This is a genomic window from Streptomyces sp. WM6372 (assembly GCF_001279655.1).
In the GTDB taxonomy this organism is placed as follows: Bacteria; Actinomycetota; Actinomycetes; order Streptomycetales; family Streptomycetaceae; genus Streptomyces.
The window spans coordinates 24,923-40,614 of sequence record NZ_LGDB01000198.1 but is presented as its reverse complement, the minus strand read 5'-3'; the positions used below and the strand labels follow the sequence as shown (position 1 = coordinate 40,614).

Genomic DNA, 15,692 nt, shown 5'->3' with positions numbered 1-15,692 from the left:
GACGCCGTTGTCGGCATTTCCCCGGGACGGAACCATGAGTTTCACGCAGTGTTGAGGAGTCGTAGAAATGATCACGACGGGAAATCACGGTGCGCGCAATGCTTTTTCGGTGGGCGTGCTCGGTACGGGGTCGTACGTACCGGCTCATGTCGTTTCCAACGAAGAAGTCGGAGCGCCGGCCGGAGTCGATCACGAATGGATACTCGGCAAGACGGGAATACGCGAACGGCGTTGGGCGAAGCCCGATGAAGCAACATCCGATCTCGCGGTGATCGCGGGGCGGGCGGCACTGGAGAGCGCCGGGATCCGCGCCCGTCAGCTGTCCCTCATCGTGGTGGCGACGTCCACCCCCGACCAGCCCCAGCCGCCGACGGCGGCCGTGGTCGCCGGCGAGCTCGGCGCGGACCAGGGCACCGCCGCCTTCGACGTCAACGGCGTCTGCACGGGCTTCCTGTTCGCCCTGACCACGGCACAGGGCATGCTCGCGGCCTCGACCGGCGAGGGCTACGCCCTGGTCATCGGCGCCGACGTGTACTCCCGGATCCTCAACCGCGAGGACCGGCGCACCACGATCCTGTTCGGTGACGGCGCCGGCGCGGTCGTCCTCGGCCCGGCGGCCGGGGAAGGACGCGGCATCCTCGCGAACCGGCTGGCCAGTTTCGCGGCCGACCGGCACCTGATCGAGGTCCCCGGCGGCGGCAGCCGCATTCCGACCACCGCCGAAACCCTCGCCGAGGGACTTCAGTACTTCACCATGAACGGCCGGGGCGTCCGCGATTTCGTCGCCGCGAACGTCCCGCCCGCCATCCACGCATTCCTCTCGGAGCGCGGCCTCACCACCGCGGACATCGCGCATTTCGTTCCGCACCAGGCCAACGGACACATGCTGGAAAACCTCTCCGAGGAAATCGGAGTGGGCACCGAACGCACCTGGACGACGTACGAGAGGTACGGCAACACCGGCGCCGCCTCGGTCCCGATCACCCTCGACCGCGCGGCCCGCTCCGGCCGGCTGGCCGACGGCGACCTGGTCCTGCTCGCGGGCTTCGGCGGCGGCATGGCCCTGGGTCTGTCGCTCGTCCGCTGGTAGCCCCTCCCGCGGACCCCTCCCTCCCCGCCCTCCCCCGCTCCCCCGGGGGGCGACACCCTTCAAGGAGATTCCATGCTGGACGCAACCCCGATCGACGACGCCCGGGTCGACGCCTACCTCACCCGGATCGGCGCGAGCCGCCCCGCGCAGCCCGACCTCGCCGGACTGCGGCACCTGGCCGAACGCGCCGTGCTGTCCGTGCCGTTCGAGAACCTCGACTACCACCTCGAAGGCCGCGAGATCCACATGGATCAGCGCTCCGTCGACAAGGTGGCGATCGACCACCGCGGCGGCGGCTGCTACGAGGTCAACCCGGCGCTCGGCTTCGTGCTGGAGGCCCTGGGCTACGAGGTCGACATCCTGCCGGGCCGCGTGCACCGGCCGGAGGGCCTCGGCCCGTTCCTCGGCCACCTCGCCCTGAAGGTCACCATCGGCGACAAGGTGTACCTCGTCGACACCGGCTTCGGCCGCAACAGCCGCTTCCCGCTCGACTTCACCAGCCGCGAGGTCCAGAGCGACCCGCACGGCGAGTACCAGCTCAAGGACGTCGAGGGGCAGCCGGGCACCGTGGACCTGTGGCTCGGCGGCCGCCCGCTGTACCAGGTCGTCGAGACCCCGGTCCGCATCGAGGACTACGGCCCGTCGCTGTGGTGGTACCGCACGGCGCCCGACTCCTCCTTCATGCAGGCCCTGTTCTGCTCCATCCGCACCGAGACCGGCCTGGTGACCCTCAAGGGCCGCCACCTGAACGTCGTCGACGGCGACCAGCGCTCGAAGACCGTCCTCCAGGACGACGCCGAGGTCATCGCCGCCTACAAGACCCACTTCGGCATCAGCCTCGACCGCCTGCCCACCGAGCCGGAGAACTCCACCACCACCGGCGTCCGCACCGACTGAGAGAGTCCCAGAGGCCATGGCTGACCTGATAGCCGGCGAGAGCCGGCCCACGAGAGAGGGCGAAGCGGTACCCGCCGCCGCCGGGGCGTCCGACCTGGACGTCCTGGTGGTCGGGGCCGGCCCCACCGGCCTGCTGACCGCCGTCGAACTGCTGCGGCGCGGCATCCGGGTCCGCGTGATCGACCGTGCCGTCGAACCCATGCTGACCCCCAAGGCCCTGTCCGTCTGGCCGCGCGCCCTCGACATCCTCGAGGACACCGGTCTGGGCGGCGTGGTCGACGAGGAGTCCGTACGGATCAACACGCTGAGCTACTTCTCCGAACGGCGCCCGCTGGCCTCCTTCGGGTTCTCCGACGACCTGGCGTGCCGCACCCTGCCCCAGCACGTCACCGAGCGGCTGCTCACCGAGCGGCTGCAGGCACTCGGCGGCAAGATCGAGCGCGGGGTGCGGCTGCTGGCCCTGGACGGGCTGGACTACTCCGGCCGGATCGAGGCCACCGACGGCGTGACGGCGGTGCTGGAGACCCCCGAGGGGCTGCAGCGGCTGAAGGTGCCGTTCATCGTCGGCGCCGACGGCGCCGGCAGCGCCGTCCGGGGCCAGCTCGGCGTCGGATTCGAGGGATCGACGTACGAGATGGCCTTCGCACTCATTGATGCGCGCATCGATGGGTACCTACCTCCGGACGAGTGCCACTTCTACCAGTCCGCGAACGGGGCGCTGGTGATCGTGCCCATCCCGGGCGGGATCTTCAGGTTCCTGTCGGTGATGCCCCAGGGCGGCGGCGAGGTCGACACCGCGATGATGCAGGCCGTCATCGACGAGCGCGGGCCGCGCGGCGTACGGATCAAGGAGGCGGTTTGGAAGGCCGTGTTCCGGGTTCACGCCCGGCGGGCGAGCGAGTTCCAGCGCGGCCGGGTCTTCCTGGCCGGCGACGCCGCCCACGTGCACAGCCCGGCCGGCGGGCAGGGCATGAACAACGGCCTCCAGGACGCGCACAACCTCGCCTGGAAGCTGGCCTCGGTGATCCGGGGCGAGTCCCCCTCCTCGCTGCTCGCCTCTTACGGCGAGGAGCGGGCGGAGGTCACCCGGCAGCTGGTGCGCGACACCGACTTCCAGACCAGGGCCTGGCTGTTCAAGTCCAAGGCCTCGGTGGCGGCGCGCGACGCCGCGTTCCGGCTCCTCGACCGGACCGGGATCGTCTCGGAGTTCTACGCCCCGGTGATGGCCGGCCGCCGGCTCTCGTACCCGCCGGTCCGCGACACCCAGCAGCCCTCGGGCTGGACGGGCTGCCGCGTACGGCGCTCGCTGCCCGGCGCCCTGGAGGTCGGGGCGGTCTTCCCGCGCCGTCTGGCGCTCGCTTACGGGATCTCCGGACCGGCCGCGGATCCGCACGGCTGGAACTTGGTGGTCGTCCCGGACGGGAACAGGGCCTGGGAGGAGGAATTGGGCCACATCGTGGCGCAATGGCCTCTGTTGCGACAAGTGACGGTACGCCGCCGCGACGCCGCCGCGCAGGCCGGATGTCGCTCCGCGGGGTACTACCTGATCCGGCCGGACGGTCATATCGCTGCCCACGGCCATGCGCGGGATCTGGGACGACTCGAAGCGGAACTTCGACTCTCCCTTTCCTGAATGACAATCCACCGATATCCGAACGACGATATCCGGCCAAAGAAATACCGGATAGCCCCCCGGTTTTCTCGTTAGACTGCCCGTTCCCGTTCCGTTCCCATACCACCGCCCACTCAAGCGGGAACGGAGAGGGACTGGAGCAGGAAGCCCCGTTGCGAATCTCTGTCATGTCGAAAGCGACACGGGATTTCCACACAAACAAGGGGTTCGAAATGCGCGGCAAGCTCGCTGGTCTGGTCGGTATCTTCGCGGTCGCCCTCGCCCTGGGCCTGGGTGCGGCAGTCGAGCAGGACCACCACGCCGACGGCACGAAGGGGGGGCACTCCGTGCTGGCCGACACCAAGGGCCCGGGCGTCGCCCCGACCAACCCTCCGACCACCCCCCCGGCGACCCCCACGGGTGCCTGATCCACCCCCGCGCAAGCAGTGGGCCCCGTCCGAAACGGACGGGGCCCACTGCTTTTGCCGTACCGCCGGCGCACCCGCGCTGCGGTCAGAGGGTGCGCCGCCCCTCGGGCGGCACCCCCATGGCCTCGAAGAGCGCGTCGGCCCGCTCCCGGTACTGGGCCGCGTTCGGCAGGCCCAGCTCCCCGGCCGCGACCGCCATCCCGTCCAGCGCGTGGGCCATCTCGACCCGGTAGCCCATGCCCTCGGCACACGTGAACGCGCGCTCGTGCAGACGCAAGGCCTCTTCGTACCGGCCGTTGCGGTTGTGCTTGAGCGCCAGGACGTTGTCCACCCTGGAGCGCCGCTGCGGTGAGATCGTCGAGTTGAGCAGCTCCAGGGCCGTGGCCTCCTGCTCCTGCGACCGCCGCGCGTCGCCGCGCCGGTCGCAGAGGTCCGAAGAAACAGCGCAGATGAGTACGAGAACCTCGTCCGGGCAGGAAGAGCCCGTGTTCCGCGCCCGCGAGAGGCTGGACTCCGCTTCATCGAACGCACACGTACCGCAGTACGCCAGGGCCAGAGTCGTCCAAGCCAGGGCCTCCTGCTCCGGGAACCGGAAGGCACGGCACAGCTCGATCGCCTGTCGCGCGGCCTCGAGCGCCTGCTCGTACTGGCCGAGCGCCAGGCAGACCGTGCCGACGTTGTTGAGGTCCTCCGCCTGCTGCTGCGGAAGCTTGGTGCGGTCCCCTCCCTTGAGCTCCCCCACCGCCTGCGTCGTGTAGTCGTACGAGCTCGCCAGGTCCCCCAGCGCGTAGTGCGCGATCCCCAGCAGCCCGAGGGCTACCGTCTCATCGTCCGGGCCGCCGGCCTTCCTGGCCCAGTCCAGCGCTTCCTCCGCGGCCTCCACGGCCTCGTTGAGCCGGCCCAGCTTCCAGCACGCCACCCCGAGGTTGTTGAGGGTCTGGCAGATGAGCAGGGGATCGCCGATGCTGCGCGTCGCGACGAGGCCCGCCCGGCACACCGCCTCGAACTCGGCGAACCGTCCGCGCAGGTTCAGGTGGAAGGACGCGTTGCGGGCCAGGGCGAACACCAGCCGCGGACTCTCCTCGTGGCCGCCCCGCGCCAGGAGGGTCTGGATGCCCGCGGACTCCCGGTCGAACCACTCCAGGGTGCGGTCCTCGCGGCGCATCGGCGGCAGCGCGTACGCGGTGTCGGGCGCATCCACGTGCATGCTGCGGCGGCTGGGGAACAGCAGCGTGCACGCGGCCTCGGTCGCCGCCGTGTAGTAGCCGAGCAGCCGGCCGTCGGCCTCCCGGGCCTCCCGCCCGCTCCTCCCCTCGCCGAGCGAGAGCGCGTACGTGCGCACCAGGTCGTGGAAGGCGTACATCCCCGGGTCGTTCTGCACCAGCAGGTGCATGTCGAGGAGGTCCTCCAGCATGTCCTCCGCGTCCCGGACCCCCGTCTCCAGCAGGGCCGCAGCCGAATAGACGTCGACCTCGGCTCCCGGGTGCAGGCCGAGCAGGCAGAACGCGCCCTGGAGCTCCGGCTCCAGGGCCTTGTACGACAGGCTCAGGGTCGCCGCGACGCTGCGTTCGCCCGCGCTCAGCTCGTCCAGTCGCCGGGTCTCGTCCTCCAGCCGTTCGACCAGGTAGCGGACGGTCCAGCGCGGGCGGTTGCGCAGGCGCGCCACCGCCAGCCTCAGGGCCAGCGGCAGGTGACCGCACAGATCGGCGAGTTCGGCGGCGGCCTCCGGCTCCCGGGCCACCCGGTCGTCGCCGAGGAGCTCGGTGAGCATCAGCCGGCTCTCCTCCGGCTCCATCACGCCCAGCGAGATCCAGTCCGCGCCGTCCAGATCGAGCAGCCTGGCCCGGCTGGTGACCAGCACCAGGCATTCGGTCGAGGACGGGAGCAGGGGCAGCACCTGGCCGGCGTCCAGGGCGTTGTCGAACAGGAACAGCAGGCGGCGGCCCGTCAGGGTGGCCCGCCACAGGCCTATCAGGCCCGCCTCGTCGTCGGGAATGCTGTCGGCGGCCACTCCGAGGGTGCGCAGCAGGCCGCCGAGGGTGGCGGCCGGCCGCTGCGGCTTCTCGCCGGGCGTGAAGCCGCGCAGGTCGGCGTAGAGCTGGCCGTCCGGGTACTCCTCGGCCAGCTGGTAGGCCGTCCGCACCGCCAGCGAGGTCTTGCCGCAGCCGCCCATGCCGTCGATCGCGACGACCCGGGGCCCTTCCCCCGCGTCCTGCCGGCACGCCTCCAGCACCTCGGCCAGCTCGCGCTCGCGACCGGTGAAGTCGGGAACCCCGGGCGGCAGGGTGCAGGGGGCGCCGTGCAGTGAGGCGAGGGTCGGGTAGCGGCTGCTCCCGAGCCCGGACGGCGCGGATCCTCTGGTTTCCGCGTCCGGCGCCGGGGACCGGGACGCGGGCGGGCCGGCCACGGGGACCGACCGGGTGGCCGGGCCGGCCAGGTCGGGGGAGGCGCGCAGGATGTCCTCGTACATCTTGGTGAGCTGCGCGCTGGGGTCTATGCCGAGTTCCTCCACGAGCAGTTCGCGGACCTTGGCGTACTCGGCGAGCGCCTCGGCCTGCCGCCCGGAGCGGTACATCGCCAGGATCAGGTGGCCGCGCAGCGACTCCCGCAGCGGGTGCTGTGCGATGAGGGTGCGCAGGTCGCCGATGAGTTCACCGGCCTCGCCCAGTGCCAGGCGCAGTTCGAAGAGCTGCTCGGCGGCGCCCAGCCGGCGTTCTTCCAGTACCGCGCCCGCGGCCTCGACCACCGAGCCGCCGGCTCCGGACATCACCGGGCCGCGCCACAGGGCCAGGGCGGCACGCAGTTCGTCGGCCGCGGCTTCGGGGCGGTCCCCGGAGGCGGCGTGCCGGGCCTCCCGGATGTGCCCGTTGAACAGGAGCAGGTCGAGCTGATCGCGGGTCACCTGAACGCGGTAGCCCGGACCGTCCGTGACGATCAGCTTCCCGCCCCCCGGGATCCGGCGCCGCAGGTCGGCGACGGCCTTGCGCACCTGGTGGGAAGCGGTTACCGGCGGTTCCTCATCCCACACCGCCTCCACAAGGCGGACAACCGGGACAATATTTCCCGGTTCGAGCAGCAGAGTGGCAAGAACTCGTTCGTGAATTTGGCCGCCGAGCTTTAACCGGTGCCCTGCTGTCCACCCTTCAAGCGGTCCGAGAATATTGAAACGCACCTGGCTTTCCACCGAATTAGCCATGGCCTCCTTGCCCCATCCCCCTCAATGCCCCCTGCTGAAGAGCCTTCAGCAGGATCCTAAGAGCTTACGGGGGGAAGCGGTAGCGAAGCGGGAACGAAGCGGGAACGACACCTCCGACAGTTGCGTCCTGACTCGGACTCAGGAGCAGCGATGAAGACTTTCGGCCTCGGCGCCAGCCGGCGGACCGTGCGGCGCGCGGCGAACCATTCCGGCACCCGGCCTGCCGCCGCGCACAGCGCCTACCAAGCACCTGTAGCCACCCCTCCGGCACAGGCTCCCCACTCCCCACCCGTCCTTCCGTCGACCACGACGGCGGACCACAGAGCCCAGATCGTCGAAGCGATGATCTCGGAACTGGCCCCCCAGCTGTTCAGGTCGCTGCGCCGCAGCGACCAGCGCGCCCGCGGCGAGCAGTACCTGCGGGGACTCCTCTACGCGGACGGACGCAAGTCGATCCGCAACATGGCCGGAGTCGTCGGCGGAGCGGGCACCGAGCAGTCGCTGCACCACTTCATCAGCGAATCCACCTGGAACTGGGCCCCGATGCGCGCCGCGCTCGCCCGGTACGCGGAGGAGATGGTCCAGCCCAAGGCCTGGGTCGTCCAGTCCATGCCGATCCAGAAGGCCGGCGAGCAGTCGGCGGGCATAGACCGCCGGTTCGTCCCGGAGCTGGGGCACTCCGTGCACGGCCAGCACTCCTTCGGCCTGTGGATGGCCTCGGAGGCGATGAGCGCCCCGGTCAACTGGCGGCTGTACCTCTCCCCTTCCTGGCTCCAGGACGAGGAGAAGCGCCGCCGGGCGGACATCCCGGACTGGGTCGACGAGGAGTCGCCGGGCGAGTGCGCCACGGCCTCCGCCCTCGAAGTCCTCGCCTGGGGCGGGGTGGAGCGCCGCCCGGTGGTGCTGCCCTCCCGTGACTTCGTCAGCAGCGCCGTGCTGAGCCGCTTCCACGCCGCGGGCGTTCCCGTCATGGCCCGGATGCGGGCCATGGACCAGCTGCGGGTCGCCGACACGGCGATGCCCGGGTACGGCGCCGGCCCCATACCGGTGTCGGACATGCTCCAGCACGTGCGCGGACTGCGCCGGCCCGTCGAATGGCTGGACCCCTCCTCGGGAACGCCCGTCGTGCGCAGCACCCTGGTCGCGGGCATACGCGTCGAGCTGCCGCAGCCGCGCCGCTCGCCCTCCGGTCCGCAGCAGTGGCTGCTGATGGGCGAGTGGACCAACCGCAACGGCCCGCCGAGCGAGTTGTGGCTCACGGACCTCACCACCACCTCGCTCGACGGGCTGATGCGGCTGGCCAAGCTCAGCCGGCGGACGGCCTTCGACAGCGCCGACACCGGCGAGCGGGCCGGTCTGCGCGATTTCGCCGGCCGCTCCTTCAAGGGCTGGCACCGCCACCTCACGCTCTCCTCGGCCGCCCACAGCGTCGCGATCGCCGCCGACCACGCCGCTGGCCGCACTCGGGCGGAGAGTTCGTCCGGCACTCCGTCGGCGAACCGGCCGCAGCGGCAGATGGGCTGAGGCGTGTCGTCCGAGGATGACGGTACGCCGCGCAGAGGGGAATGTTCGGGGCCCGCTCCCGTGCTCCCTCGGCCCGCATCACGCGGGGCTTCCCGCGGTCTGCGGCGCCTTCCCGGCGGCCGGGGCCGGCTGCGGGAGGCGCGTCGTGGCCAGGGCGACGGCGGTGAAGTAGACCGCCCAGCCCAGCCAGGCCCAGCCGCCCCAGCCGACGGAACTGGTGATGAGAGGGGGTCCCACGACGGTGGTGACGGCGAACCCGAGGTTGAAGGCGGCGAGGTAGCCGGTCTTGCGGCCCTCGGGGATGTGCAGCAGGGCGACGCCGGTGGTGCCGGACACGATGAACAGCTCCCCGAGGGAGAAGAGCAGCGCGGCTGCGACCACCAGGGCCAGGTTCGTGGTCGTACCGCCGAACGCCGTCAGCGGTACGACCCCCGCTGCCAGAGCCGACAGCAGCCCGCCGCGCCGCATCATCCTGCGGGCGGTGGCGAAGTCCTCGGACCCCTTGCTGATCCGGACCTGGAGCGCGACGACGACGGCGGTGTTGAGGACCTGGACCAGGGTCACGGTCCAGGCGGGAGCCTGCGTCTGCTGGACCACCCACAGCGGGACGCCGAGTCCGAGGACGAGCGCCGACATGGTCAGGGCCCCGTACAGGACGGTGATGCGGAGGAAGGCCCGGTCGCGCAGGACGCTGCCGCGTGAGGGGCCGCCCTGCGCGGCCCCGGCCGGGCGCCCGCCGTCACCGAAGGTCCGGCAGACCACGGCGCAGCCGATGAACAAGGCGGCGGAGAGCACCATCACCGCCCGGTAGGCCCAGGCCTCGCCGATCGCGATGGCCGCCCCGGAGGGCAGCGCGCCCGCGGCCATGCCGGCGTTGCGCAGCGAGCGGAGCCGGGCGAGCGCTCCGACCGCCTCCTCGTTGCTGGCACGGGCGATCAGGCCCGATTCGATCAGCGGGCTGATGCCCCGGCTCAGCACCCCGGCGACCGCCGAGGCGAGCAGGGCGGCGATGAAGGAGGAGGCCGTGGCCAGCGCGAGGAAGGCGGCGGCGCGGACCAGGAACAGGACGGTCAGCACGGTACGGGTGCCGAAGCGCTCGGCGGCCCGCGCGATGGGCATGGCGCCCAGCAGCGAGGTGACGCCGGCGACGCCGAGGACCAGACCGATCTCGGCGTTGGGCAGGTCCACGGCCTTGTGGAAGAAGAGGACGGACAGGGACAGGTACATTCCGAGTCCGACGGCGTCGGAGAGTCCAGTGGCGTAGATGCGTTTCTTCATCGGAGCGATCCCCACGTCATGAGTAGGCGGGATTGCGGAGTCGGGCCGGGGTGGGTGGGTCCGTCCACGGCTAGGTGGCCCGGACCGGGGCGGGCTCGGACGGCGCGCCGGCCTCCACGAGTTCGATGCCGAGCGCCCGCTCGACGCGTTCGGCGAGCTCCAGGGCCCGCCCGGGCGTGGGCGCGCCGATCATGAACGTCGCCAGGTGCAGGGTCCGGCTCCGGCTCGCCCGCTGCCCCGGCCCGAACCGGGGCTTCACGTAGGCCAGTTCGGGGAAGGCCGCCATCAGCTCCTCCGTCGGGGTCTGCGCGGCCACCAGCCACTCGCCCGCCGGGATCGGCACCATCCTCAGCAGCGCCGTCCGGGTGAACTCCGGCACGGTGTCCGGCGCGAGGCCCAGCGCGCTGCGGCCGATCTGCTCGGCGTAGTCGTACCCGGCGCCGACCTCGAACATGACCGGCATCGGTCCGCCCGCACGGGCGTTGACCTCGATGACGCGCGGCCCCCGCGGGGTCAGCGCGATCTCCGTGTGCACGGCCCCGGTGGTCAGCCCGATGGCCCGGATCGCCCGGTCCGCGCAGTCGACGGCGGCCGCCTGGACGGCGGGGTCGAGCCTCGACGGCATCGACGCGCCCTCCTCGGCGTAGCCGTGGCGCAGCTCCAGCCGGTCGGAGACGGCCAGGTGGTGCCGCTCGCCGGCCGCGAGCAGCGATTCCACGCTGCAGTACGCCGCCCAGCCACTGTCTCCGTCCGCCTCCAGTTCGAGGCGCTCTTCCAGCAGGAAGACGTCCTCGCTCTGGAGGAAGGCCGAGACGGTGGCCCGGCCGTCGCGGTAGGCCTCCAGCAGTTCCTCGTACGTGCGCACCAGCCGCACGCTCTGGCTGCCGGCGCCGAGCGAGGGCTTGAAGACGGCCGGCAGGCCGATGCCGCGGGCGGCCTCCGCCAGATCCCCCTCCTCCCGGATCTCCGCGAACCGCGGGGAGGGCACGCCGTGTTCGGCGAAGACCTGCCGCTGCCGGGACTTGGACTGGGCGACGGTCACCGCCTCCGGCGCGTTGCCCGGCAGCCCGAGGCGTTCGGCCAGCTCGGCCTGCGGGCGCAGCAGCAGTTCCGAGTAGGTGACCACCCCCGACAGCGGGTACCGCCCGTGGAGGGCGAGGCCGACGGCCACCGCGTCGTCGAGGTCGGCCGCGGTCAGGAACTCTCCCCGCAGTCCGCGGGCGGCCCAGTCGGCGCGCACCGGTTCCGGGTCGCCCCAGGCCGCGATGTGGACGACGGAGACCGCCGGGCTGAGCCGGGAGAGGGAGTCGAGCGCCTCGGCGGGCGGGTGGCCGCCGATGCCCGAGATCAGCAGCAGGTGCGGCTGGTCCTCGGAGCCGGCGGACGGGCGGGCGGAGCGGGGGGTCATGGCGCGTCCTTTCGTGTGACGGGCTTCGCTTCGCTGGAGTAGGGGGTCAGTGGCTGACGAGCGGTGCCGGGATGCGGCGGGCGGAGCGGAACGAGAGCAGTTCGCCCACCAGGCGGTCCAACCGGATGTGCAGCTCCTCCAGCGGGCGCCCCGGAGTGAAGTCGCTGCGGGCGGAGGCCACATGGGTGGGCACGGCCCAGCCGCCCATCGCCCGGACCACCGCCCGCATCTGGTCGCACGCGGTCCCCGCGCCGCGCGGACCGCCGCCCGCGGCGATCAGCCCCACGGGCCGGTCGGCCAGCGCGTCGCCGGTGAGGTGGTCCAGGGCGTTCTTGAGCAGCCCGCTGTAGGAGCCGTGGTAGACCGGCGTGGCGATGACGGCGCCGCTCGCCCCGGCGATCCGGGCGCGGATCGCCGCCGTCTGGCTGTAGGGGGGCGGGTCGTCGTAGTCGTCGATCCGGTGGCGCCCGGGGAACTCGACGCTCAGGTCGAGGAGTTCGTACGCCGCCCCGGCCGCCCTGATCCGCTGGGCGGCCAGCTCCAGGACCCGGCGCGACACCGAGTCCGCGGAGGCGCTGCCGAGGATGCCGAGTATCACCGCCCGGCCCCCGCGGACCCCGGCTCCGGCTCCAGGCCGATCACCAGGCGCACCTCGCGTTCGGCGCGCGCGACCAGCCGCTGGACCTCCTCGTGCGAGTCGTGGGCGAAGACGTGCGTGCTCGCGCCCGTACCCGAGAACGGCTGCGCGGGGACCACGTCCCCGATCCGGTACGGCACGTTCCGGTAGTACGCGTCCTGCGCCACCGCCGAGTCGTCGAAGTCCAGCAGGATCCCGCCCACCGTGAAGTGCACGGTCCAGCCCGCGTACGCGCCCACCGGGGCGAGGCGGCCGGCCCTCGGGTCGAGGCCCACGTCGGTGAGGATCTTGGCGTGGAAGAGGTCGATGCCGGTGGTGGCCAGGAAGGCCTCGCGGACGCCCGCACCGCCCGGGCGGCCGGCCACCTCGCAGAAGGTGAACCCGGACTCGTCCAGGAAGGCCTCCAGGTGGAGCACCCCGGCGGAGACCTGCCAGGCGTCGACGACCTGGCCGAGCAGTTCGCGGGCCGCCGCGCGCACGGCCGGGTCGGCGACCGAGACGGAGGAGAGCGGCTCCACCCGGGACACCGCCAGGGTGTCGCTCACGTACCGGGACACGTCCCAGATCACCTCGCCCTCGTAGACGACGGCGTCGATGTGGCACATGTCGCCCGCCACGAACCCCTCGCACAGGTGGGTGCCGGGGCTGAACTCCTCGCGCACCCACCGCTCGACCTGCCGGGCGTCGGTGAGCACCGACACCCCGAACGAGCCCGAACCGTCGCGCGGCTTGACCACGACCCGGCCGTGCCGGGCGAACAGGTCGGTGACGTCCTCCGGGGTGTGGACGAGGTGCCCCTCGGCGGCACGGATGCCCGCCCGCCGGGCGATGCGCTTCATCACCGCCTTGTCCACGAACTTGCGCGCGGTGGCCGGGTCGCTGCCCGGCGTGCCCAGCCGGGCGCGCAGCTCCGCGGCCGGCTCCAGCAGCCGCTCGGAGACGGTGGCGACCCGGTCCACCGGGTACAGCGCGTGCACCGCGCCCGCCAGGGCCCGTACCCCGTCCGGATCGAAGACGTCCGTCCGGGCGGCGAAGTCGGCGGCGCTGCCCGTGGTGTTGCCCGCGGCCGAGCTCAGCACGCTGACCCGGAAGCGGTCCGGGTCCAGCAGCGGCGAGCCGTCGTCGCGGGTCCACACCCGGGGGCCGATCCGGTCCAGCAGCAGGACGTGGGTACGGTCGGCCGGCTCGGTCTTCCACAGCAGCGAGCGCTCGATCCGGGCCACCGCCTGCTCGGCGCGGACGGTGTCCGGCGCCGCCACGGTGTACTCCAGGCGGACGACCGGCCCGCTGTGGACGCCCTCGCGATCGAGCGGGGTCCGTACGGACGCCAGCTCGGGCGTGTCGTACAGCTGCTCGGCTGCGGTCGCGGCGACCACGCGGAAGCGGCCCGGCCCGGACAGGACGTGGCGCTGGATCGCGACCCGCCCCGCGTCGGGCAGGGCGGCGCGCACCGGCCGGCCCAGCGCGCTCTCGGCGGCGGCCGTCACCAGGCTCCGCCGGTGGGCGGCGTCGTAGAGGTCGAGGACCTGCCGGTCGAAGCCGGGCAGGACCAGGGGGCGCGTGTCGCGCGCCCCGAACACGACCCGGGCGGGCCCCTCGATCCCGGCGTCGCGCACGGCCTCCTCGGTGCGTGCCAGCAGCCGCGCGGGCACCGGGCCGGCGGTCAGGCGCCGCTCGGAGCTGCCGTCCTCGGCGGCGTGGTCGCCGCTCTCGTCGATCGAGGCGAGTACGTCCACCCGGCCTCCGGCGGCCGCGAGGGCCAGCACGGTGCGCACGGGGTCGCTGACGAAGGCGAGCTCCTCCAGCAGCCCGTCGAGCTCCCCGAGTTCCTCGCTCCCCGCCCCGCCGGCCCGGGCGGCTCCGGCGGCCAGCGCGCGCAGTTCCCGCGCCTCGCGCTCGTACGCGCCCGACCAGGACAGGACCGCGGCCACCGGCCGGCGCTCGTGCTCCGCCAGGAACCGGGCGCGCACCGCGTCGAAGGTGAGCTCGTCGCGCCGCAGTACGGTCAGCCGCGCGGTCACCGCCCCGGCCGCGGCCACGATCCGCTCGACCGGGTCCCCTCCGTCCAGCAGCAGCACCACGTGCTCGCCGCCGGCGGAGTCGTGTTCCGGCGCCGGCTCCCGCTCCGCGGCGGCGAGCGGCTCGATGCGCAGCGACTCCTGCACCAGGGCCGCCGCCTCCGCGGCGACCCGCACGGCCGTCGCCGCGTCGGCTCCGCGCACCATCAGGTACCCGAACCGGTCATGGTTGGTGCCCAGCGCCGGCACCCGGTCCCCGGGCCCGACGGTCACCTCGCAGTCGACCACCCCGGCCGGCAGCTCGCGGAACGCGGGGACCGTGCCGCGCACGATCCCGTCGGCCGCACTCCACAGGGCGTGCAGGGCCACGGTGGTCACCGGCGGGGCCGCGTCCTCGACCGGCGCACCGGTGGCGAGCGCGACCAGGTCGCGGGCGACCGAGCGGTCCAGGGCCAGCGACATCTGCCGGGTCACCACGTGCCCGGCGATCCGGCCGTTCACCTCGATCAGCTCCGGGCCGGTCGGCGTGACGAGCAGCTCCACGTGGAGCGCGCTCGCCCGGACCCCGAGCGCCTCCACGGTGTCGAGGACGAACCGCCGTGCGGCGCCCATGCCCGGGAAGCGGGCCGGGAAGTGCCCGCCGAGCTCGGCCGTGGTGCCGGGGGCCGCCGGGATGCGCTCGGCGAAGCCGTACAGGACCACGCGCCCGTCCTGGACGAGCAGTTCGGCGCTGACGTGGCGCCCGACGGCGTACTCCTCGACGAGCGCGACGGGGCGCTCGCCACCGCCACCGCCACCGCCACCGTCGCCATCTCCGTACGGGGCCCCCAGTACCGCGGCCAGCCCGGCGGCGGCCTGCTCACGGGTCCACGCCACGGTGACCCCGACCGAATACCGGCCGGACGGCGGCTTGATCACGCACGGCAGCCCGATCTCGTCGACCGCCGCCAGCCCCTCCTCCTCGGTGACCGCCCGGCGCCAGCGCAGGCTGCCGATCCCGGCCTTCCCGAGCCGTTCCCGTACGGCCGACTTGTCGCCGAGCAGCCGCGCCGCCTCCAGTGACTCGTGGGGCAGGCCCAGGTCGCGGGCGAACCGCGCCGCGCCGTGCAGGAGGTTCTCGTCGCGGCAGATCACGCCGTCGACCGGGTGGGGACCGAGCCGTCCGCGCAGCAGGGCGGCCAGGTCCTGGCCGCCGGACAGGTCCGGCACCTCCACCACCCGCGCCGCGCGTTCGAGCAGCTCGAACCCGGCATTGGCGCGGTAGGCGTCCAGGCGCTCCGTGACGAAGGTGACCTCGATCCCGTCGCCGGCCATGTCCGCCACGACGTCAAAGCCTCTGACGTATGCCGTCTCCAACAGAACAACATGCATGAGCTCAGCCCCTTGAGTCCTCTTCTCATCGAAGCATCGGGGGGCGCGGACTACAGGGCAAGCGACAGCCGGATAATCCCGCTCACTCCATCACGTCTTCCCTTTTCAATCCTGTTCCGTTCCCGTTTCGCTCCCGTCCCGATACCGGTGACACCCACCCTGACCTGCCACGACATGTCAAATAGAAGAATTCGAATCCATCAGGTCGCACGACTTCCCACATTGCCCGACAG

Annotated in this window: 10 protein-coding genes; 5 read left to right on the top strand and 5 right to left on the bottom strand. The window is 72.6% G+C overall.

Annotation, left to right across the window (positions count from 1 at the left end; all coding sequences use genetic code 11):
• Positions 1-67: 67 nt before the first annotated feature.
• The 4 genes from ADK52_RS23820 (at position 68) to ADK52_RS23805 (ending at position 4,027) form a co-directional block, all read left to right on the top strand.
• On the top strand, positions 68-1,090 hold the full coding sequence (locus ADK52_RS23820; RefSeq protein WP_053691875.1) for a 3-oxoacyl-ACP synthase III family protein: 1,023 nt from the start codon (positions 68-70) through the stop codon (positions 1,088-1,090).
• Positions 1,091-1,162: 72 nt separating this feature from the next.
• Positions 1,163-1,987, top strand: a complete 825-nt coding sequence (locus ADK52_RS23815; protein ID WP_053691874.1) for an arylamine N-acetyltransferase family protein — start codon at positions 1,163-1,165, stop codon at positions 1,985-1,987.
• A 16-nt stretch (positions 1,988-2,003) separates the two neighbouring features.
• A complete protein-coding gene (locus ADK52_RS23810) occupies positions 2,004-3,620 on the top strand; it encodes an FAD-dependent monooxygenase (protein WP_053691873.1) in 1,617 nt (538 codons plus the stop codon).
• A gap of 212 nt (positions 3,621-3,832) precedes the next feature.
• Positions 3,833-4,027, top strand: coding sequence for a hypothetical protein (locus ADK52_RS23805; protein ID WP_053691872.1), 195 nt, complete (start codon positions 3,833-3,835; stop codon positions 4,025-4,027).
• A gap of 85 nt (positions 4,028-4,112) precedes the next feature.
• On the opposite strand, the gene ADK52_RS23800 is transcribed toward ADK52_RS23805, so the two are convergent.
• Positions 4,113-7,016, bottom strand: coding sequence for an AfsR/SARP family transcriptional regulator (locus ADK52_RS23800; RefSeq protein ID WP_234344190.1), 2,904 nt, complete (start codon positions 7,014-7,016; stop codon positions 4,113-4,115).
• 549 nt (positions 7,017-7,565) lie between these two features.
• Between ADK52_RS23800 and ADK52_RS23795 the strand changes: the two genes are divergently transcribed.
• Entirely contained in the window at positions 7,566-8,747 is a 1,182-nt protein-coding gene (locus ADK52_RS23795) for a transposase (protein ID WP_063783922.1), read from the top strand.
• A gap of 78 nt (positions 8,748-8,825) precedes the next feature.
• Here ADK52_RS23795 and ADK52_RS23790 read toward each other — a convergent pair whose 3' ends face one another.
• From ADK52_RS23790 to ADK52_RS23775, 4 genes are all read right to left on the bottom strand, one after another.
• The gene (locus tag ADK52_RS23790; protein WP_053691871.1) at positions 8,826-10,025 is read right to left on the bottom strand and encodes an MFS transporter; all 1,200 of its coding nucleotides are present in this window, start codon (positions 10,023-10,025) and stop codon (positions 8,826-8,828) included.
• A 70-nt stretch (positions 10,026-10,095) separates the two neighbouring features.
• On the bottom strand, positions 10,096-11,433 hold the full coding sequence (locus tag ADK52_RS23785) for an ATP-grasp domain-containing protein (protein ID WP_053691870.1): 1,338 nt from the start codon (positions 11,431-11,433) through the stop codon (positions 10,096-10,098).
• A 46-nt stretch (positions 11,434-11,479) separates the two neighbouring features.
• On the bottom strand, positions 11,480-12,031 hold the full coding sequence (locus tag ADK52_RS42525; RefSeq protein WP_053691869.1) for an NADPH-dependent FMN reductase: 552 nt from the start codon (positions 12,029-12,031) through the stop codon (positions 11,480-11,482).
• Entirely contained in the window at positions 12,028-15,459 is a 3,432-nt protein-coding gene (locus ADK52_RS23775) for an ATP-grasp domain-containing protein (protein ID WP_107090156.1), read from the bottom strand. The genes ADK52_RS42525 and ADK52_RS23775 overlap by 4 nt, the downstream gene beginning before the upstream one ends.
• Positions 15,460-15,692: the final 233 nt, after the last annotated feature.

Coding starts and splice junctions, on each gene's coding strand:
- ADK52_RS23820 (WP_053691875.1), top strand. CDS start 68: ATGATCACGACGGGAAATCACGGTGCGCGCAATGCTTTTTCGGTGGGC.
- ADK52_RS23815 (WP_053691874.1), top strand. CDS start 1,163: ATGCTGGACGCAACCCCGATCGACGACGCCCGGGTCGACGCCTACCTC.
- ADK52_RS23810 (WP_053691873.1), top strand. CDS start 2,004: ATGGCTGACCTGATAGCCGGCGAGAGCCGGCCCACGAGAGAGGGCGAA.
- ADK52_RS23805 (WP_053691872.1), top strand. CDS start 3,833: ATGCGCGGCAAGCTCGCTGGTCTGGTCGGTATCTTCGCGGTCGCCCTC.
- ADK52_RS23795 (WP_063783922.1), top strand. CDS start 7,566: ATGATCTCGGAACTGGCCCCCCAGCTGTTCAGGTCGCTGCGCCGCAGC.
- ADK52_RS23790 (WP_053691871.1), bottom strand. CDS start 10,025: ATGAAGAAACGCATCTACGCCACTGGACTCTCCGACGCCGTCGGACTC.
- ADK52_RS23785 (WP_053691870.1), bottom strand. CDS start 11,433: ATGACCCCCCGCTCCGCCCGCCCGTCCGCCGGCTCCGAGGACCAGCCG.
- ADK52_RS23775 (WP_107090156.1), bottom strand. CDS start 15,459: ATGCATGTTGTTCTGTTGGAGACGGCATACGTCAGAGGCTTTGACGTC.